Source organism: Halosimplex amylolyticum, from assembly GCF_051414035.1.
Taxonomy (GTDB): domain Archaea; phylum Halobacteriota; class Halobacteria; order Halobacteriales; family Haloarculaceae; genus Halosimplex; species Halosimplex amylolyticum.
In genome coordinates this window covers 900379-919327 of the sequence record NZ_JBLKNW010000001.1, presented here as the reverse complement: position 1 = coordinate 919327, position 18949 = coordinate 900379, and the positions used below count along the sequence as shown (strand labels likewise).

At 69.0% G+C, this 18949-nt stretch carries 22 protein-coding genes; 7 read left to right on the top strand and 15 right to left on the bottom strand.

All coding sequences use genetic code 11. The features are described 5' to 3' along the window. Positions 1 to 67 precede the first annotated feature (67 nt). From ACMGFE_RS04385 to ACMGFE_RS04370, 4 genes are all read left to right on the top strand, one after another. On the top strand, positions 68 to 493 hold the full coding sequence (locus ACMGFE_RS04385; protein ID WP_436923866.1) for a pyridoxamine 5'-phosphate oxidase family protein: 426 nt from the start codon (positions 68 to 70) through the stop codon (positions 491 to 493). A 129-nt stretch (positions 494 to 622) separates the two neighbouring features. Continuing rightward, positions 623 to 1636 carry a 5-methyltetrahydropteroyltriglutamate--homocysteine methyltransferase gene (locus ACMGFE_RS04380; RefSeq protein WP_436923865.1) on the top strand — a complete coding sequence of 338 codons (1014 nt, stop codon included), beginning with the start codon at positions 623 to 625 and terminating at the stop codon, positions 1634 to 1636. Next, positions 1633 to 2718 (top strand): methionine synthase, encoded by a 1086-nt coding sequence (locus tag ACMGFE_RS04375; protein ID WP_436923864.1) that lies wholly within the window; start codon positions 1633 to 1635, stop codon positions 2716 to 2718. The genes ACMGFE_RS04380 and ACMGFE_RS04375 overlap by 4 nt, the downstream gene beginning before the upstream one ends. Positions 2719 to 2980: 262 nt before the next feature. Further along, positions 2981 to 3490 carry an HTH domain-containing protein gene (locus tag ACMGFE_RS04370; protein ID WP_436923863.1) on the top strand — a complete coding sequence of 170 codons (510 nt, stop codon included), beginning with the start codon at positions 2981 to 2983 and terminating at the stop codon, positions 3488 to 3490. Between the two features lie 71 nt (positions 3491 to 3561). On the opposite strand, the gene ACMGFE_RS04365 is transcribed toward ACMGFE_RS04370, so the two are convergent. From ACMGFE_RS04365 to ACMGFE_RS04315, 11 genes are all read right to left on the bottom strand, one after another. After that, positions 3562 to 4707 (bottom strand): ABC transporter permease, encoded by a 1146-nt coding sequence (locus ACMGFE_RS04365; RefSeq protein ID WP_436923862.1) that lies wholly within the window; start codon positions 4705 to 4707, stop codon positions 3562 to 3564. Further along, positions 4707 to 5486, bottom strand: coding sequence for an ABC transporter ATP-binding protein (locus ACMGFE_RS04360; RefSeq protein ID WP_436923861.1), 780 nt, complete (start codon positions 5484 to 5486; stop codon positions 4707 to 4709). Before ACMGFE_RS04360 ends, ACMGFE_RS04365 begins: the two co-directional genes overlap by 1 nt. Next, positions 5473 to 7269, bottom strand: coding sequence for a COG1361 S-layer family protein (locus ACMGFE_RS04355; RefSeq protein ID WP_436923860.1), 1797 nt, complete (start codon positions 7267 to 7269; stop codon positions 5473 to 5475). Before ACMGFE_RS04355 ends, ACMGFE_RS04360 begins: the two co-directional genes overlap by 14 nt. A 67-nt stretch (positions 7270 to 7336) precedes the next feature. Further along, on the bottom strand, positions 7337 to 7996 hold the full coding sequence (locus tag ACMGFE_RS04350; RefSeq protein WP_436923859.1) for a Yip1 family protein: 660 nt from the start codon (positions 7994 to 7996) through the stop codon (positions 7337 to 7339). A 130-nt stretch (positions 7997 to 8126) separates the two neighbouring features. After that, positions 8127 to 9140 carry a phosphotransferase family protein gene (locus tag ACMGFE_RS04345; protein WP_436923858.1) on the bottom strand — a complete coding sequence of 338 codons (1014 nt, stop codon included), beginning with the start codon at positions 9138 to 9140 and terminating at the stop codon, positions 8127 to 8129. 110 nt (positions 9141 to 9250) lie between these two features. After that, positions 9251 to 9382 (bottom strand): hypothetical protein, encoded by a 132-nt coding sequence (locus tag ACMGFE_RS04340; RefSeq protein WP_436923857.1) that lies wholly within the window; start codon positions 9380 to 9382, stop codon positions 9251 to 9253. Between the two features lie 237 nt (positions 9383 to 9619). Continuing rightward, positions 9620 to 10099: a nucleoside-diphosphate kinase gene (gene ndk / locus ACMGFE_RS04335; protein WP_436923856.1), complete on the bottom strand. Its 480-nt coding sequence runs from the start codon at positions 10097 to 10099 to the stop codon at positions 9620 to 9622. Then, entirely contained in the window at positions 10096 to 10521 is a 426-nt protein-coding gene (locus tag ACMGFE_RS04330) for a 50S ribosomal protein L24e (RefSeq protein WP_436923855.1), read from the bottom strand. The genes ndk and ACMGFE_RS04330 overlap by 4 nt, the downstream gene beginning before the upstream one ends. Beyond that, positions 10521 to 10751, bottom strand: a complete 231-nt coding sequence (locus tag ACMGFE_RS04325) for a 30S ribosomal protein S28e (protein WP_415382619.1) — start codon at positions 10749 to 10751, stop codon at positions 10521 to 10523. The genes ACMGFE_RS04330 and ACMGFE_RS04325 overlap by 1 nt, the downstream gene beginning before the upstream one ends. A gap of 10 nt (positions 10752 to 10761) precedes the next feature. Beyond that, the gene (gene rpl7ae / locus ACMGFE_RS04320; RefSeq protein ID WP_436923854.1) at positions 10762 to 11124 is read right to left on the bottom strand and encodes a 50S ribosomal protein L7Ae; all 363 of its coding nucleotides are present in this window, start codon (positions 11122 to 11124) and stop codon (positions 10762 to 10764) included. A gap of 270 nt (positions 11125 to 11394) precedes the next feature. After that, on the bottom strand, positions 11395 to 12423 hold the full coding sequence (locus ACMGFE_RS04315) for an NAD(P)H-dependent flavin oxidoreductase (protein WP_436923853.1): 1029 nt from the start codon (positions 12421 to 12423) through the stop codon (positions 11395 to 11397). A 73-nt stretch (positions 12424 to 12496) separates the two neighbouring features. Between ACMGFE_RS04315 and tmcA the strand changes: the two genes are divergently transcribed. The 3 genes from tmcA to ACMGFE_RS04300 are packed head-to-tail and all read left to right on the top strand — an operon-like array spanning position 12497 to position 15516. Then, positions 12497 to 14785 carry a tRNA(Met) cytidine acetyltransferase TmcA gene (gene tmcA, locus ACMGFE_RS04310; protein WP_436923852.1) on the top strand — a complete coding sequence of 763 codons (2289 nt, stop codon included), beginning with the start codon at positions 12497 to 12499 and terminating at the stop codon, positions 14783 to 14785. Beyond that, positions 14785 to 15291 carry a DUF456 domain-containing protein gene (locus ACMGFE_RS04305; protein WP_436923851.1) on the top strand — a complete coding sequence of 169 codons (507 nt, stop codon included), beginning with the start codon at positions 14785 to 14787 and terminating at the stop codon, positions 15289 to 15291. Before tmcA ends, ACMGFE_RS04305 begins: the two co-directional genes overlap by 1 nt. Positions 15292 to 15351: 60 nt before the next feature. Then, positions 15352 to 15516 carry a DUF8014 family protein gene (locus tag ACMGFE_RS04300; RefSeq protein WP_436923850.1) on the top strand — a complete coding sequence of 55 codons (165 nt, stop codon included), beginning with the start codon at positions 15352 to 15354 and terminating at the stop codon, positions 15514 to 15516. 37 nt (positions 15517 to 15553) lie between these two features. Here ACMGFE_RS04300 and ACMGFE_RS04295 read toward each other — a convergent pair whose 3' ends face one another. The 4 genes from ACMGFE_RS04295 to ACMGFE_RS04280 all read right to left on the bottom strand — a co-directional run bounded on the left by ACMGFE_RS04295 (position 15554) and on the right by ACMGFE_RS04280 (position 18912). Then, the gene (locus ACMGFE_RS04295) at positions 15554 to 15895 is read right to left on the bottom strand and encodes a DUF7344 domain-containing protein (RefSeq protein ID WP_436923849.1); all 342 of its coding nucleotides are present in this window, start codon (positions 15893 to 15895) and stop codon (positions 15554 to 15556) included. Positions 15896 to 16001: 106 nt separating this feature from the next. Further along, complete coding sequence (locus ACMGFE_RS04290) at positions 16002 to 16733, bottom strand: GNAT family N-acetyltransferase (protein WP_436923848.1); 732 nt, start codon at positions 16731 to 16733, stop codon at positions 16002 to 16004. A gap of 117 nt (positions 16734 to 16850) precedes the next feature. Continuing rightward, the gene (locus ACMGFE_RS04285; RefSeq protein WP_436923847.1) at positions 16851 to 17225 is read right to left on the bottom strand and encodes a DUF8055 family protein; all 375 of its coding nucleotides are present in this window, start codon (positions 17223 to 17225) and stop codon (positions 16851 to 16853) included. 19 nt (positions 17226 to 17244) lie between these two features. Continuing rightward, on the bottom strand, positions 17245 to 18912 hold the full coding sequence (locus ACMGFE_RS04280; RefSeq protein ID WP_436923846.1) for an FAD-dependent monooxygenase: 1668 nt from the start codon (positions 18910 to 18912) through the stop codon (positions 17245 to 17247). Positions 18913 to 18949 lie beyond the last annotated feature (37 nt).

Sequence of the window (18949 nt, the reverse complement as noted above, 5' to 3'; positions counted from 1 at the left end):
ACCGCGTTCCCGATCGCTGGGAACGGGCCCCCACTCACAACTCCGGGCGGGTGCTACGGTCGGACGGATGAACCCCCTCAGCGATGACGAGATCACCGACCTGCTCGCCCGCAACGGGGTCGGCGTGATCGCGTTTCGCGGCCCCGTGGCTCCGTACCCGATCCCCGTCTCGTTCGGATACGGCACCGCCTCTGACGTGCTCGCCGTGCAACTCGAAGGTTCGGAGTCGGACCGCAAGTTCGACTGTCTGGACCGCTCGCCAGCCGTCGGATTCACCGTCTACGAACACGACGAGAACGAGCGCGTCTGGCGCAGCGTCGTCGTCACCGGCCGCCTGTTGGAGACGGCCTACGACGACGCCGAACCAGCGTTCGCCGCGCTCGCCCGGAACAGCCAGTCCGCACCGAACCCCGTCCGGTGGAGCGACGCGACCGACGTGACCCCGTTCGAACTCGCCGTCGACCGCTGGAGCGGCCGGTCGTTCGACGTCTGAGAGCGAACGACGGTACTCGTCTGATGACCGAACACCGGCTGATCCCCAGTCCAGCGACTCTGCGAAATAACTACTGAACATCAAAGTAGATGAGAAATATTATAGGGCGTCATGTCGTACCTCGGTTCAATGACGGAGGTAGTTTCCACGACGCCCGGTCTGTTCCCGCTGCCGGACTGGGCCAAGGACGAACTCGCGGATCTGAAGGGACGACAGAAGGGCGGTCTGGTCTCCGGCGACGAGAGCCCGGCGATCACCGACGCCTACGACCGCGCACGTGAGGAGATCGTCGGCCTGCAGACCGAGGCCGGCCTCGACCTGCCGGTCGAGGGCCAGCTCCGGTGGGACGACATGCTCACTCACCCCCTCTCGGTGGCCGACGCCGTCGAGACGCGCGGCATCGTCCGCTACTTCGACAACAACAACTTCTACCGGGAGCCGGTGGTGACCGACGACCTCGCCGCGACCGGTGACGTCGCGCACGAACTGGAAGCCGCCGCCGACCTCACCGACGACGGCCTGAACGCCGTCCTCCCCGGCCCGTACACGCTCTCGCGACTGGCGACGGACAAGCACTACGACGACGACGCCGCCTTCCTCTCGGCGCTCGCCGACTTCCTCGCCGCCGAGGCCGAGCAGTTCCCCGACGTCGAGACGCTGTTCCTGCTCGAACCCTCGCTGCTGGAGTCGCCGCCCGGCGACGACGCCGACGAGCGCGCCAGCGAGGCCATCGACACCGTGGCACAGGCCGCGGACGCCGACGTGGTCGCCCACACCTACTGGGAGTCCCACGGTGGCGACGGCGGCATCGACGAGAAGGTGTACGCCCACCTGCTCGACGCGGATATCGACGCAGTCGGCTTCGACTTCGTCGCCAACCACGATGACAACGCGTACGTCATCAGCGAGTACGGCTGCACGGACGACGTCGCGCTGGGCGTCGTCGACGGGCAGAACACGCTCGTCGAAGACCCCGACGAGATCAGAGAGCGCGTCGAGTGGACCCTCGACAACACGCCGGGCACCGACTTCGAGACCGCCTACGCGACGATCAACACCCCGACGTTCTACCTGCCGTCGGGCAAGTTCGAGGACAAGCTCGCGGCGCTGGGCGCCGTCGAGCGCACGGAGGTGAAAGCATGAGTGACCGACCCGCAGACAACAGAGAGCAGTTCCGACCCGAGGGCCACGACAACGACCACTTCCTGCTGACGACGGTCGTCGGCAGCTACAAGAAGCCCAAGTGGCTCGACCACGCTCGCGAACTCTTCGAGGACGAGGACACCAACTTCGGCACCGAGGAGTGGGAAGAGGCCAAGGACGACGCAGCCCGCCTCATCACCAGGGAGCACGAGCGTTCCGGCCTCGACGTCGTCGTCGACGGCGAGATGCGCCGCAACGAGATGGTCGAGTACTTCGCCGAGCGCATCGACGGCTACGAGTTCAACGGTCGCGTAAAGGTGTGGGGCCACAACTACTTCAACAAGCCCAGCGTCGCCGACGAGGTCGAGTACGGCGAGCAGTGGCTCGTCGACGAGTTCGAGTTCACCGACGCCGTCGCCGACCGCCCCGTCAAGGTGCCCATCACCGGCCCGTACACGCTCGCCAACTGGACGTTCAACGAGGCCTACGAGGACGACGAGGCCCTCGCCTACGACCTCGCCGAACTGGTCAACACGGAGATCGAGCAGCTCGTCGACGCGGGGGCGCGCTACATCCAGATCGACGAGCCCGCGCTGGCGACGACGCCCGACGACCACGCCATCGTCGGCGAGTGTCTCGAACGCATCGTCGAGGGCATCCCCGAGGACGTCCGCATCGGCGTCCACGTCTGCTACGGCGATTACTCCCGGATCTATCCCGAGATCCTCGACTACCCCATCGACGAGGTCGACCTCGAACTCGCGAACGACAACTACGAGCAGATCGACGTGTTCACCGACCCCGAGTTCACGCTCGATCTGGCCCTCGGCGTCGTCGACAACCACACCGCGGAAGTCGAGACGGTCGAGGAGATCAAGGAGAACATCAAACAGGGTTTCAAGGTCGTCCCTCCGGAGCAACTGACCATCTCCCCGGACTGCGGGCTGAAGCTCCTGCCGCGCGAGATCGCCTACCAGAAGATGGAGAACATGGTCACGGCCGCCCGCGAGATCGAGGCCGAACTCGACGCCGGCGAGCTCGACGTGCCCGTCGCCGGCGAGACCGCTAGCGCCGACGACTGACGCCGTCCGTTCTTTTCACCCGGCGCGCGCTATCGTGCGTGTAGTGAGTTTCTGATGCCCTCCGTTCGACTCCAGGAGTGCCAGCCGAAAGCGGTCTCCGCCCGGCCGCAGTGACTGGACTGGCACACCCGATCAGTAATACGCCAGCAAACCGACGGAGATGGGCCCAAACACCACATTAGGGACCTAGAAGCCCTCGAAGGAATACGGCGGAAAGGGTTTTCAGGGGTCCACCCGAGGAATCGATCAAGTGAGAGACACCATGACCAGCACAGCTGACTATCGCGTCGAACTGTACCTCCGCGGAGACACGTACGGCAGCTACGACCGCCAGAGTCGAATCCTCGAACGCGTCGAGGCCCTCGACTCGGAGGGCGTCGTCGCCGACAGCGAGGTCGACGCGTCCTGGCAACGCATCCGAACGCCCGAACAGGACAGCCGGGACGAGGCCCTGCGGACCTACGAGGACCTGCGCGAGTGGGCGACGGAGAACGGCTACCGACTCGAACCGGCGTTCCAGCGGCGACAGCGCTCGTACATCGGGACGGACGCGGTCCACGACGTGGTCGTGTTCCCGATGGCGTCGCTGGCGGTCTACGCGGACGCCGACCTGCAAGCGGTGTTCCCCTGTGCGGACGAGTCTGGCGAGATCCACTACTCGGTGCAGGACTGCCTCGACGCGTTCGAGGGCGGCGAGACGGGCTGGCTCGACCAGTTCGCGCCGGTGACGGTCGACCGGGCGGCGCCGCGGCTGACCGTCAGCGCGGACTGAGGGGAGTCGGTGGCCGGCGGCGAGTACTCGAACGGCGAACGGATTTTCCGAGCGGGAATCGGCGAGGGGAGTCAGCTCCTGAGCGCCTCGACCGGTCGTTCGTTGGCGGCCTTCCACGCCGGGTAGAGGCCGCTGAGGAGACTGGTGCCGACGCCGAAGGCGAACGCGAGGCCGATGTAGAGGAAGTTCCCCGGGCGGAAGGCGAGCAGCGCGTCGCCGACGATGAAGTGGTTGATGACCATCCCGGCCAGGACGCTGAAGCCGACGCCGGCGAGGCCTCCCATGACCCCGAGGAGGACCGCCTCCGAGAGCATGATCTTCAGCACGTCCCGTTTCTGGAATCCGACCGCGCGGAGGACGCCGATCTCTTGGCGGCGCTCGACCGTGCTCATGAGCATGACGTTGAGGATGCTCACGCCGGCGACCAGCAGGGAGATGGAGCCGATGCCGATCAGGAAGAGGTTCAGCGCCTGGAACGTCTGGCCGATCTGGTCGGCGACGCTGGAGAAGTCCTGGACGGAGACGCGCTCGCGGCGGTCGTTCAGCCGCGAGCGGACGGCCATCGCGGTGGCGTTGGCCGCGGTGCTGTCTGTTTCGGTGATCGTGATAGCGTTGTACCCGCGCTGGTCGAAGCTACGCGTCGGCAGGACGATCTGGTCGCTCGGGTTCGTGAAGCCGAATCCCTGACTCGGGGAGAGGACCGCGGCGATGCGTTCCGTCGATCCGTTGACGGTGATCGTGTCGCCGGGCGAGAGGTCGTACTGGTCGGCGAGTTCCGGCCCGACGAGCGCGCCGCTCCGGTAGGGCTCCGGGATCGTCCCCTCGCGGGCCTCGAACAGTTGTCTGGGTCGGTCGATGCCGGTCACCATCCGGGTCTCAGGTGGCCCCCTGCCGTAGGAGACCCTCGTGAAGCGGGATTTCGTCGGGGCCACCGTGGCCTCCGCGCTCGTCAGTGACTCGATCTGGCGGAGGTCGCGCTCGGAGAGCAGTTCCGGGGCGCCCTCGGAGTTCGCCGGCTGGACCATCACCTGGTTGCCGATGCTCCCGAGGTTCTCCGTGAGCTGATAGCGCAGGGTCAGCCCGAACATGCCCAGCGACGCGATGGCGATGACGCCGATGACGATCCCGAGCGCCGCCAGCACGGACCTGACCTTCGTCCGGCCGATGTTGCGCCGGGCCATCAGCAGAGCGGGGAACCGCCGGCGCAGCCAGCCCATCACGGTGGATCACCTCCGGCCGGGTCGCCGTCCCAGACCCCGCCGCTGCCCGCGGGCGTCTCCTCGCCGGCGTCCGCGGGCGGTTCCGGAGCCGGTCGCCCGCCGTCGGTGGGCGCGTCCTCGCCCATGAGCCCGTCGACGAGTTGCACTGTCCGGTCGACGTATTCGTTGACGAGTTCGTCGTGCGTGACGGCGATGACGGCCACGTCGCGCTCGGTGATCGCGACGAACTCGTCGAGGATCTGGCGACCCGTCTCGCGGTCGAGGTTCCCGGTCGGCTCGTCCGCGAGCAGGACGCGGGGTTCGTTGATGAGCGACCGGGCGATCGCGACCCGCTGTTTCTGCCCGCCGGAGAGCTCGTCGGGCTTGTGGTCGAGGCGGTCGCCCAGCCCCATCCGTTCGAGCAGGTCGACCGACCGCTCCTCGACGGTCGGGTCGTGGTCGAACAGCGCCGGCACCTCGACGTTCTCCTTCGCCGTCAGCGTGGGGATGAGGTAGAAGTTCTGGAAGACGAACCCGATTGTGCGCTTTCGCGCCTGCGTCTGCTCGCGGTCGGAGAGGCCGGTCACGTCCTCGCCGTCGAGGAGCACCTGCCCCTCGCTGGGATCGTCGAGCAGACCCAGCAGGTTCAGCAGGGTGGTCTTGCCACTGCCGCTGGGGCCCATGATGGAGACGAACTCGCCGGGTTCGACGGCGAAGTCGATCCCCTTCAGGGCCGTCAGCGTCTGCCCGCCGGTCCGGTACCGTTTGACGACGTTCCGCGTCTCAATCACCGCCACGGCTGTTCCTCCAGGCGCGGACGACGACTGCGACGACGCCCAGTACGACGATCCCGGCGACGACCGCGGGCAGGAGGAAGCCCCCACTGGAGTTGCTCGGGTCGGGTCGTGGGCCGGCGGCGAGCGCGCGACTGGCGCCCGCAGCGTCGGCCTCGACGGTGCGCGTGTGTCGCTCGCCGTCCACGAGGTACTCGACTTCGAGCGGGACCGTCGAGACGTTGCCCTGTACGGTCGCGTACACGTCGAACGAGACGAAGTCGCTCGCGGGGACGGTCCCCACGAAGAACTCCTGGTTGGGCGCGGAGGGCGTCACTCGCTCGGTGTCGACGACGCTGACGAGGACGCTCTGGGCGTCGGTCGTCCCGAGGTTGCTCGCGCTGCCGGAGATGCGAAGTCGCCCGCCGTCGGGAACGACTTCGATCCCGGTCAGTCCGATGGTCCCCGGCGTCTGCGTGAGCGCCGTCGAACCGCTCGTCCGCCCGCGCTGGTCGCCAACGTCGTAGGTTGTCTCCACCTCGACGGTCGCGCTATCGCCCGACAGCGAGGCGTTCAGCCGGACCGTCCGGGACTCGCCGGGCGCCACGCGGTCGAGGAGCGCCTGGCCGACGGTCGCGTTCGGCGAACGCCCGCGGACGCTGACGTTCGAGAGCGGCGCGTTCCCCTGGTTGAGTACCGAGACTTTCACCGCCTGGGCGTTGCCACCCTCGACCGAACTCAGGTCGATCGCGACCCGGTCGCGGAGCGGGTCGGTCTCCACGGTGACCGTCTCGGTGACCGTGCGAGTCGCCCCGCCACGCGTCGAGTAGCGCAGCGTCGCGGTCAGTTCCTGTTCGCCCGCCTCCGCGGGCCGGAAGTCGAAGTTCGCCGTCGCCGACTCGCCGTCCGCGACGCGCGTGAACACCGTCCGGTCGTTGCGGACGGTCACGCCCTCGCCAGACACCGTCACCTCCGCGTTGGTCAGCGCTGCGCCGAGGCCGTTGGCGATCGTGACCGTCCCGTCGGTCTCGATTCCGGCGGTCGAGCCGTTCGTGTCGATGTCGAGTTGCGGCCGCTGTTCGGTCGTCCGGACGGTCACCGTGTCGGTCACCGTGTCGGTCACGCCGCCGGAGGTGGTGTACGTCAGCGTCGCCGTCATCCGGTGGGTGCCCGGCTCGTCGGCGCGGTAGTCGAACTCGACGGTGCGCGAGGCGTTGCTCTCGACCGTCGCGAGGACCGCCCGGCGATTGGCGATCGTCACGGTCTCGCCGTCGACGGTGAGTTCGACGTTCTCGATCGGGCTCCCGAGGCTGTTGGCGACCGTCACTTCCCCGTCGGCGCGGACGCCGGCCGCGGAGTCGTTCGCGTTCACGTCGAGCTGGGGCGTCCGGTCCTCGACGGTGATCGACAGCGGGTAGCTCAACTGCGTCCGCTGGTCGTTCGCGGTCTCCCGGCCGGACACGCGGACCCGGAGGTCGTAGGTGCCGGGCTCCTCGAAGGTGGCCGAGAGGGGTACCGTCTTCGTCCCGCCGACCGGGATCGTCCCGAGGTCTTTCACGTCGGCGTACTCGTCGGGGTCGTTGCCGCCCGCCTCCACGACCCGGACTCTGTCGACGAAGTAGCCGGCGGAGCTGCTGTCGAAGTTCTCGATCGTCGGCTCGATCGTCACCTCGTCGCCCGGGACGGGATCCGAGGGGCTCACCTCGACGTTCGAGATGGTCACGTCGATGCTGGTCGCGGCCGAGACGGCCGGGAGCGATGCGACTGCGAGCAGTACCAGGAAGGCTACCGTCTTGTTGCGGTTCATTGGTGGAGGGGTGTCGTCTGTCGAACGTACGAACGGGCTGTCGAGCGGGTGATTCGGCGAGACACGATCAGAGCACCTCGAGGGCGACCAGCAGCGTCCGGACCGTCCAGAGCAGTCCCAGCCCGACGGGGACCGCTATCGTGATCACGGCCTGGCGCAGGGTCAGATCCCGGGCGTGCTTCAGCGCGAACGTCCAGAGGAAGGCGCTCCAGAGCGTGAAGACGATCGACAACACCGCGGACAACGCGACGAGCGGCCCCGTCTGGAGCGACTGGGAGAACTGTTGGTAGGCCTCCATCGTCATCTCGGTCGGGACGTCGATCCCACGGACGTTGAATCGATAGTAGTTGACCGCCGCGCCCGCGATCGTCCCGAGAACGTTCGGGACGTATCCCCAGCCGACCAGCGAGAGGATCGTCGAGAACTCGCCGTCGCCGTCTAGCAGCGCCGAGATTCCGTGGAAGAGACCGGCGTACAGCAGCCAGAACACAAACGGGAGCACGAACGCGGCCCCGATCGACACCGCTCGGATCGCCATCACGAAACCACTACCCGCGCCGCCGCTCTCGAACACCTGCGACAAGAACCGGAACTGGAGGATAGATGCCAGCACACTCACTACCGCGACGACAGCGACCACCGCCGCGGGGCCCTTCAGCGATGGGTCCGGCAGCCGTCTCCGGAAGAACTCGTCCGGATCGGTCAGGAGGGCAAGTACGGAGGGCATGACGCCGGGCGATCCGTACAGTTGCGACTTAAGTACTTCGTTTCTCTCGACACATTTCCTGTCGGACAGGTCCGCCGGAGCGACGCGTGAGCGGTAACGGGACCGGGGACGGTCGTCACGCGGGACCGATTCACCGCGGAACGGCGTCGAGGAGGCGGTCGAACTGCTGGCGGTACTGGAACTCCGCTCGGGCGCGGCCGAGGTCGTCCTCGGCGAACGCGTCGTCGAAGCCGGTCATCCGCCACAGCAGCGTCGAGAGCTGGTAGATCGGCTTGCACCGCTCGTACCGCTCGTCGGCCTCGAACTCGTGGTGAGTCCGGTATCCCTCGTAGAGCTTCTGGCGCAGGCGCTCGCGGACGTCGGGGTCGTCGAACGTCGAGTCGATGTAGAGGAACTCCGCCTGAGCGAGCTGGTAGTCCCGGTGGGCGGCGAGCGTGTCCTGCCAGTCCAGAACGGCCGTGATCGGGTCCGGTTCGTCGAGCATGCAGAGCAGGTTCGTCGGCTGCATATCGTCGTGGACCAGTCGCGGCATCCCGTCCTCGGGCACCAGCGAGATGCTGTCCTCCAGCGCCGCCTCGGCGCGCGACTGGACCCCGTCGAAGGGAGTCGCGTCTATCTGGCCGATGTGCGAGCGGGTGAGGTCTGCGAAGTACTCCCGCCAGTTGCCGCGCCAGTTGCGGATCGTGATCCGCCCGTCGTAGAGCATCAGCCGTCCGAACGCCTCGAAGGCGATCTCCGAGTGCAGGTCGCCCATGATCGACCCCACCTGTTCGATCACCCGCTCCCAGCGGTCGTCGGTCATCGAGCCGTACTGGTCGGCGAGGTTGTCACCGCGGACTCGTTCGGTGACGAAGTACGGTGGCACGTTGCGTTCGGGTTCCTCCTTGAACACGAGGATCCGCGGGATCGGGATTTCGGTCCGGTCGGCGACGTAATCGTGGAGCTTCGGCTCGACCGCGAACCGGTCGTCGTCCGGCGGCTGGAACTTCACGACGACCTCGTACTCGGTCCCGCGGTAGACGAGCGTGACCATGTACACGTCGGCGCGCGTCCCACCCGTGGCCGGTTCGAAGCTGAATTCCTCGTAGTCCGGCCCGGACTCGTCGAGGACGGCTTCGATGTCGGCGGCCGATGTCGTCTGCACGGACCCCTATTCGACAGGGGGTGCCAAAAATGTATCAGTCCTGTCGGTGCCGGTCGGCCGCCTTCTGTTGTTTCAGCGATCTATACAGCTGCCACCACCCGGCGGGAGCGTCACGACTCCGCCGACTCGGCGAGGTACCGGGGGAGACAGTCGCGGTGGACCCACCGCTTGGACACGACGCCCGGACGCTCGGGGTCGACGGCCCGGAAGACCGCGTACTCCGTGCCGTCGGCCTGGGCCACGTCCTCGTCGATCGTGATCGCCCCGCCGCAGACGGCACAGGCCTCCTCAGTGTCTGGCGGCGTCGCCAGCGCGTCGTCTCGGTCTCGTCCACGGGAGCGGGCCGTCGCCCCGACCGGCCGTCGGAAAACGAGACGGTCGAACGCAGTGTGAGAGCCGCGGCTCGCTGGCGAGCGTGCGAGTCGACCGGAGTCCGGTCGACGTGCGCAGCGACGGCGGAAAAGCGGGGCGGCAGAGCCTCAGTGGGACTCGTCTTCGTAGACCCAGGGCTCGTCGGAACGGCTGTAGTCGACGAGTTCGGCCTCGTCGAAGAACAGTTCGATCTCGCGTTCGTTGGCGCCCTCGTCCTCGTGGTCCGAGCCGTGGATGACGTTCTGGCTCAGGTCGAGGCCGTAGTCGCCGCGGATGGTGCCCGGGGCGGCTTCGGCGGGGTCGGTAGCGCCCATCATCCGGCGAACCTGCCGGGTCGCGTCGGCGCCTTCCCAGACCATCGCCATGACCGGACCGGACGTGATGAACGCGACCAGGTCGTCGAAGAAGGGCTTGCCCTCGTGCTCGCCGTAGTGCTGCTGGGCGAGGTCCTCGTCGATCTGCATGAACTTCGCGGCCACGAGCTTCAGGCCACGCTCTTCGAGGCGGGAGATGATCTCGCCGGTCAGGTTACGCTGGACCCCGTCGGGCTTGACCATCACGAACGTGCGCTCGTCGTGGTGGCTCACGCTTCGGCCTCCTCCTCTTCGGTTTCCTCGGCGTCCTCGTCGGCGTCAGCTTCGTCGGCGTCGGCCTCGTCGGACTCCTCGTCCTCGGCGGTTTCGGTCTCCTCGGCGTCCTCGTCAGCTTCGGCCTCGTCGGCCTCGGCGTCTTCGTCTGCCTCGGCGTCCGCTTCCTCGGCTTCCTCGGATTCGGCCGCTGCTTCGGGTTCCGGCTCCGGTTCCGCTTCCGGTTCGGCTTCGGCTTCAGCTTCAGCTTCAGCTTCTTCGCCGGCCCACTCGAGGTCGCGGGACTCGCGACCGAGGTTGGCGTTCTTCTCGCACTTCGAGGAGCAGTAGTGGATGGTCGAGCCGTTGACGCGGACGAACATGGTGCCCGTGCCGGGCTCGATGTCGGTGCCACAGTAGTCACATTCGCGCGTTCGTGGCATTATTGGCCTCCGATCTGGTCGGCCTCGCGGGCGGTCTCGCGGAGCTGGAGCACGTCACCCTCGCGGACCGGCCCGAGGACGTTTCGCGTGATGATGCGGCCCTGGTTCTCGCCGCTGCGGATCCGGCACTTGACCTGCATGGCCTCGCCGTGCATCCCCGTGCGGCCCACGACTTCGATGACTTCGGCGGCCGTGGAACCGCCGTCTCCGTCGTTTTCTTCAGCTGACATCGTCGCTCACCTACCGGAGTTCCTCGACCTTGGAGGCGATGTCGTCGACGTCGTCCTGGGCGTCACCGGCGTCGACGATGGCGGCGGCCGCGCTGCCGACCTCGAGGCCGGCCGCGTGACCGACGTCGTCCTGCGTCGCGATGAAGACGAACGGGATTTCCTTCTCGTCGGAAAGTTCCGGGAGGTGCATGACGATCTCCTCGGGCTGGACGTCCTCGGCGACGAAGACGAGTTCGGCGTTGCCGCGCTCGACTGCCTTGGTCGTCTCGTTGGTTCCTTTCTTCACGGTCCCTGTGTCTCGTGCGACCTCGAGGGCCTCGAGAGCGTCGTCCTCGAGGTCCGCGGGTACGTCGAAATCTACGTATACTGGCATTTGTGGATCACCTCCTGCGCGTGGGCTCGCGCTCCCCCGCCAGTCCGGGTCGTCGCCCGGGCACCGCGAGAAATCGCGGCGAGATATCCTGAGAGGCTAGGAGCATCATCAACCCCGCGCAGGCTGTACAGCAAACTGATAGAGGAGTACTAAAAGCCCTTTCGAAGACGAAACGGCGTGTGAGGGGCCTGCACACGCCGCGACCGGTCGCTTCAGACTCCGGGAAACCGCCGGCGCGAACCCGGCTCGTCGGCGGTGCGACGGGCGGTCTCAGGGACGGTCGTCGCGGCGTCGTTCGAGGGATTCGATCGTCGCGGCCGCGCCGTCGACCAGTCGCTCCACGACCGCGGCCGCAGGTGCCACCTCGTCCACGCCGCCGACGCTCTGGCCGGCGTAGTGTGGCAACTCCTCGACACGCCCTTCGACCCCCGACAGCGGCGGCAGGTCGACGTACCGTTCGAGCGACTCGCCCGCACCCGTCTCGGCCACCACCTCGTCTGCGTCGTCGCGTTCGTCGAGCGGCGGTCGTCCCGCGGCGACCCACCGTTCGGTGGCGCGTGATTCGAGCGTTCGATGGGGCTGGCCGCGCCAGCCCCTCGGGAACGGCGTCCCGCGGACCGTCTCGTCTGCCGCGCCGTCGACCACGGCCGAGCGGTAGCGCTCGTGTGCGTCCGCCTCTTCCGTCGCGACGAAGCGCGTCCCGAGCCAGACGCCGTCCGCCCCGAGCGCGAGCGCCGCCGCCAGGCCGCGCCCTTCGGCGATGCCCCCCGCCGCGACGACCGGCACGTCCTCCGGCGTCTCGTCCGCCACCCCCGGGACGAGCGCCATCGTCGACACCTCGCTCTGGACGTGCCCACCGGCCTCCCAGCCCTGTGCGACGACCGCGTCGACGCCCGCCCGGACTGCCGCCCGGGCTTCGGCCGCGCTCCCCACCGTCGCGAGCACGTCGGCGCCCGCGTCGTGGACTCGGTCGACGTACGGTTCGGGGTCTCCGAACGAGAACGAGACGAGCGGGGCACCGGCGTCGAGGCACACGTCGAGGTGGTCGTCGGTCGGGAACTCCGTCGCCTCGTCGTCGAGAACGAGGTTGACCGCGAACGCCGCGTCGGTGCGGTCGCCGACCGCCTCGATCGCCGCGCGGGTCGCCTCGAAGTCCCGCCAGGTCACGGCGAGCGTCCCGAGCGCGCCGGCGTTCGAGACGGCCGCGGCGAGTTCGGGCGTCGAGACGCTCCCGATGGGCGCCTGCACGACGGGGTGGTCGACGTCGAAGCGGTCACAGAGCGGCGTGTGGAGGGACACGGGTGATCGTGGGAGTCCGGCGAACTTGAATCCGATCGGCGGTTCTTTGCCGCTCGCCGGCGGACCCACAGCCATGACCGTCGGTCGCGTCGCGAGCGCGCTCCGCGAGGAAGCCCGCGCCACCGACGAGCGCCGCCTCCTCGTCCTCGCCGGCGAGGGGCCCGCCACCCGCGAAGCCGCCGCCGCCGCCCTGAATGCCGCCGACGTCGACGCCCCGGCCGTGACGTACGTCGGCGAGTCCGACGACACGCCCTGGGAGCGAGTTCCACAGGCCCGTGCCGGGGACCTCCTCGGCACCACCCACGCCGCGCTCGTGCTGGACTGCCACGAGGAGTGTCGCCCGAACGCTCTCGGCCGCGCCGTCGGCGCCGTGGACGGCGGCGGCCTGCTGGTCCTCTGCGTCCCGCCGCTCGATTCGTGGCCCGAGCGCCGCGACGCCTTCGACGAGACCCTCGCCGTCCCGCCGTTCGACGCGGCGGACGTGGCCGGCAACTTCCGGACGCGACTGGTCGAGCTCCTTCGCGTCCACCCGGGGATCGCGATCGTGGACGTCGGCGAGGGAACCGACGACCCGACCGTCCGGCGAGACGGTCGCACCGACCCGGCACCGCGGCTCCCGCCGGATCCACCGACCGTCCCCGACGCCCCCGCCTTCCCCGTCGACGTGTACGAGCGGTGTCTCACTGACGACCAGGTCGCGGCCGTGGAGGGGCTCGAAGCCCTCCGCGACCCGGAGAACGCGGTCGTCGTCGAGGCCGACCGGGGTCGCGGGAAGTCCAGCGCCGCCGGCCTCGCCGCGGGCGCACTCGCGCTCGAGGGCCGCGACGTGCTCGTCACCGCGCCGCAGTACCGGGGCGCGGCCGAAGTGTTCGCGCGAGCGCAGGAGGTGCTCGCGGCCGCCGACGCGCTCGCCGGAGACACCGAGGAGTCCGACCCCGAACTGCTGGAAACCACCGATGGCGCGGGCGGCCGCGTCCGGTTCGAGAAACCCGCGAAAGCCGCCGAACTCCCCGACGGCCCCGACGCCGTCGTCGTGGACGAGGCGGCCGCGCTCCCGGTCCGCCTCCTCGAACGGTTCCTCGACGCGCCCGCGGTGGCGTTCACGACGACCGTCCACGGCTACGAGGGCGCGGGCCGCGGCTTCTCCGTCCGGTTCCGCGACCGCCTCGCCGAGAGCGACGTCGCGGTCCGCGACGTCTCGATGACGGACCCGATCCGCTACGCCGCCGGGGACCCCGTCGAGGTGTGGGCGTTCCGCGCGCTCCTGCTCGACGCCGGACCAGCCGTCGACCCGCTCGTCGCCGATGCCGACCCCGACGCGGACCCGGACTCGATCGCCTACCGCGCGTTCGACGCCGCCGACCTGCTCGCCGACGAACACCTGCTCCGCGAGGTGTTCGGGCTGCTCGTCGCCGCCCACTACCGGACCGAACCCGACGACCTCGCCCGCCTGCTCGACGCGCCGAACGTCGCCGTCCGGGCGCTCACGTTCGAGGGACACGTCGTCTCCGTGGCCCTGCTCGCACGCGAGGGGAACCTCCCCGCCGACCTGCGGTCGCACATGTACGAGGGCGGCCGCGTCCGGGGGAACATGATCCCGGACGTGCTGACCAGCCAGTTGCGCGACGAGGAGGCGGCCGTCCCCGAGGGACTGCGCGTCCTCCGCATCGCCACGCACCACGCCGTCCGTTCGCGCGGGCTGGGCTCGCGCCTGCTCTCGGAGGTCCGCGACGAGTTCGCCGACGACGTCGACTGGCTGGGCACCGGCTACGGGGCGACGCCCGAACTCCTGCGGTTCTGGCGGGCGAGCGACTTCTCGACGGTCCACCTCTCGACGACGCGCAACGAGTCGAGCGGCGAGTACTCCGCGGTGATGCTCGTCCCGACCAGCGACGCCGGGCGGGACCTCGCCGCGCGGCACGGCCGGTGGTTCGCCGACCGCGTCGGCGCGATGCTGTCGGACCCGCTCGACGACGCGGACCCCGACGTGGTCCGCGCCGCGCTCCGGAGCGCCGACGTGGCCCCCGCCCTCGACCTCTCGGCGTGGGAGTGGCGCCTCCTCGTCGGCATGACGGCCGGCGCGGGCATCTTCGACACCTCGCCGCGGCCGCTCCGCCGGCTGACCGTCCGGTACCTGGTCGACGCCGGAGCCGGGGGCGACGACGAGCCCCTGTTGAACCCGCGACAGGAGCGCCTGCTCGTCCGGAAAGCCCTCCAGGGTCACACCTGGGAGGCGGTCGCCGACGAACTGGGCTTTCACTCGCTCGGGCAGTGCATGCGGGCGCTGGGGGAGGCGGTGCGACCGCTGCTTTCACGGTTCGGGGACGCCAACGTGGAGGCGGAACTGGAGCGATTCGAATGATGCAACTCCCCGCAGTCGGCGCCCTCCCCGTCGACCTGCTCGTGATCGTCGCGTTCGTCCTGCTGATCGCCGGCGTCGTCGGCAGCGTCACGCCGCTGGTCCCCGGCGGGATCCTCTCGCTGTCCGGCGTCCTCGTCTACTGGTGGGGGTCGGGGTTCTCCGAGCCGAACCTCCTCGTCCTCTCGGGCGTGATCTTCGTCGCCCTCGTCGCCGTCCTGACGGACTGGCTGGCGGGCGCCGTCTCCGCGAAGGCCGGGGGCGCGTCGCTCCGAACGACCGTCATCGCCACGCTCGTGGGCCTCGTCGGCCTCGCGTTCGGCCCGGTGGGCTTCCTGCTCGGGACCGCGGGGACGGTCTTCCTGCTCGAACTCGCCGACGGCGGCGAACTCGAACCGAGCGCCCGCGCGGCGGGCGTGACGCTCCTCGGCATGCTCACCTCCAGCGTCCTCCAGGTGCTGCTCACGGCCGGCGTCCTCGTCGCGATGGTCGGCGTCTTCCTCCTGTGAGCGGACCGCCTGCACACCGTCGGCGGGAAAGACTCTCCTCGCGGCGCCCGTAAGTGACGCATGGTCGAGTGCGCGGAGGACGACTGCGACGCCGAGGCTGTCGTCGAGTTGCACGTCCCGTGGGCGGACAACCGCCTCGTCTGTGCGGGACACGCGAGAGTGATCGCCAGACAGGACGGCGTCGTCGCCGACCCGCTCGACGGGCACGAGGACGCCTGGCCCTGAGAGGGCCGGGCAGAAAGGTCGGCCCGAGCGGTCGGTCCTACTTCGAGCACCGACGGGCCCACTGGCCCGTGCGGTACGTCTCGGCGACGTCCAGACATCGTTCGAGGAGCGGCGCCGAGTCGTAGTCGACGACGCCGCGCTCACCGTCGAAGTCGATCACGCCGGCGTCGTCGAGTTTCGGGAGGTGGGTGTGGTAGAGCGCCGGCGCCAGTTCGTCCGGGTCGTCGTCCGTCTTCGACGCGACGCCCTCGACGAGCGCCGGGAGTTCGAGCGACCCGTGGGGCGCCGTCCGAAGCACCTCGATCACCGCGCGCCGTCGTCGGTCGGCGAGCAACTCGAAGGCCGTGTCGATACCGTCACTCTCGTCGCAACCCGTCATCGCGCTAGAATTCGTGAGAGCGGTTTAAAAAAGACCCCGGTGGCTTACCAGGGGCCACACCGTCGACGCCGGAAACGAGCGGCGACTCCTCGGATCTGGGCGGTCGTCAGGGAGTCGTCGCGAGCATGACCTCGTCGAGGTACTCGCCGTCGTACTTGTAGTGGTCCTCGCGGACCGCCTCGACCTCCCAGCCGTGGGACTTGAGGAACTCGATGGCCGACTCGTTCGAGTCGGGGACGCTGTTGTAGATCTTCTCGTACCCGTTGTCCGTGGCCCACTCGAGGCCGCGTTCGAGCAGTTCGCTCCCGATGCCGTGCCCGCGGTACTGTTCGAGGACGCCCACGGTGAGTTCGGCCGTGTGGTCGAGTTTCTCCGTCTCGTTCGTGTTGAGGTTCACCCAGCCGACGACGTCGTCCTCGACGGTGGCGACGAAGAACACCCGCGACTGGAGTTCGTTGTGCCGCAGGAGCACCTCCTCGTGGTCGACGACGTCGGCCACCGTCTCCGCGTCGACGTACGTCCCGTCGCCGATGGCCTGGCGGATGACCCCCACGAGCCCGGTCAGGTCTTCCTCGCGAGCCCGCCGGATCGTCACCTGCACGCCGTCCGAACTGAACTCCTCCTGGGGTTCGTCCTCGTAGGCGATGCGCAACTCCCCTTCCGACTCCAGGAGGACGCCGTCGCGTTTGAGGATGGCGACGTGGTGGCCGAACGCGCGCGGTTCCATCTCCAGGGCGCGCCGGGCCTTCCCCGGCTTCACCGACCCGTGGCGCTCGACGTAGTCGTAGATGTCTCGCCGGTCGTCGTGGTCGAACGAGAGCTCTGCCGTGAGTTCCATGAGCATCGGTACCACGCCACGATACTTAGCATTTGTCACGGTTTATCAAGACAGATCCGTCGCCGTCGGGCGGTCGGCCGTGGACGGTTCCCAGAATCGATCGACAGTCAGGCTCGGTCAGCGCTCGGCGGAGCGGTCGGGGACGCTCGTCAGGATGCGGGCGACGTCGGCGACGTTGTGCGTGTCGACGAGCGCCTCGGCGGCGGTCCTGACGGAGTACTCGGCGTCGAGTTCGACGCCGTAGCAGCGAGCGTACAGTTCGAGGTAGTCGTTCATCGCCCGTTCCAGGCGGGCGAACTCCTCCTCGCCGAACCGGTCCCAGTCGCCGGTGCGTGCGTCCACGTAGACGGCGACGGCCTCGCCGACGCCCTCCCGGCAGAAGCGCATCGCGCGCTCCGCGTCCGGCGGGTCGGCGGGCGGATCGAACGTCTCGCGGGCGCTCGCGGCGTCGGCGGCGAGGTCGTCGATGCGGTCGCGGTACTGTGAAGGCATGGGACGAGGCGAGTGGGGTTCAGCCCTCTTTGTACTCGACGCCCTTGCCGCCGCGGGGGTGCGTCCAGTTCGTGTCGGCGACGACGGCGCAGGTGCCGCACTCGACGCACGGCTGGGTGTCGAGGCTCACGACGTGCTCCTCGGACCCGTTCGTCCCGACGAACTCGTCGCGGTAGCAGCCGCCACCGAAGTCCTTCGCGCTGACCGGACAGGCCGTCACGGCCGTCCCACTGGCGGCGAAGGAGTTGTCCCGGAGTTCGATGTGGGGGTTGCCCTCGTCGATGTCGTAGGTCAACTCCCCGATCCGGTCGTCGAGTTCCGGCGGTTCGACCGTCGACTCGCCCTCGACGGGCGCGCCCAGTTCCTCGGCGATCACGGTCGGGACGGTGACGTAGCCCATCCGCGTGTCGGGGAGCATCCCCATGAGGAACGGGGAGTTGAACAGCGACTCGGCCCGGTCGCCGAGCGCGGAGATGGCCGTGCGGCCGACCACGGAGTCGGTCACGGCGTTCATCGCCGAGGCGACGGGACCGACCTCGCCGAGTCGACCCAGCGTCTTGTACCGCGTCGGCCGGAGTTTGTCCATCACGCCCTCGTTCTCCAGCTTCGTCACGTAGCGCTCGCCCGCCGCACCCGTGTCGCCGCGGGACTTGGCGTCGACGAACGCCTCCGCGGCGAGCGCGCCCGCCGTGACGGCGTGGTTCATGCCCTTGATGATCGGTCCCTGGGCCTGCATCTGCCCGGCGGCGTCCCCGACGACGAGGAGCCGGTCGCGGTACGGCGACGGGTGGGCCACCTTCTTCGAGTCGGGGACGAGTTTGGCGGAGTACTCCAGTTCGGTGTACTCGTCGCCGAGCCAGTCCGCGAGGAGCGGGTGGGTCAGCAGGTTGTCGAGCAGCTCCTGCGGTTCGGCGCGCTCGTTCGCGATGGAGTCGAGGTGGAACACCGTCCCGATGGACAGCGACTGGTCGTTCGTGTAGAGGAAGCCGCCGCCGCGGACGTCCTGGAAGAGGTCGCCCGAGAACAGGTGGGCGACGCCCTCGCCCTCGTCGACGTCGAAGCGGTCCTCGATGGCGCCCTCGGGCATCTGCGCGACCGCCTTGACGCCCTGGAACCACTCGTCGGGCTCCTCCCAGTCCATCAGGCCCGCGTCGCGGGCCAGCTCTGAGTTGACGCCGTCGGCGGCGATGATCACGTCGGCCCTGATGGGGTCGAGTTCGTCACACGTCACGCCGACGATCTCGGCGCCCTCGCGGAGGAGGCCGTTCACGCGGACCTCGGTGAGGAGGCCGCCGCCCGTCTCGCGGGTCATCTCGTGGACCTCGCGGGCGAGCCACGAGTCCATCTTCCGCCGCAGGACCGCGTCGGCCCACTCGGTGTCGTGGTGGTGCAGGTCGCCGAGGTCGAACGTCTTCACGTTCCGCCCGGCGATGTTGTGGATGTAGTGGTCGGTGACCGCGCGGTCGCTCGCCTCCGCGCGGAAGTCGGGGAACAGGTCGTCGATCGTGTACGGCGAGGACTCCTCCGCGTAGATGAGCCCGCCGGAGACGTTCTTCGACCCGGCGTCGACGCCCCGTTCGAGGACCAGCGTCTCTACTCCGTTCCGTGCCAGCGTGGCGGCCGCGGCCGCGCCGCCGGGTCCGGCGCCGACCACGACCGCTTCGTAGTGTTCGTAGTCGTCTGTCATCGTCGTCTCCTGTGGTGTCTTCGTTCGGTTCCGTCCC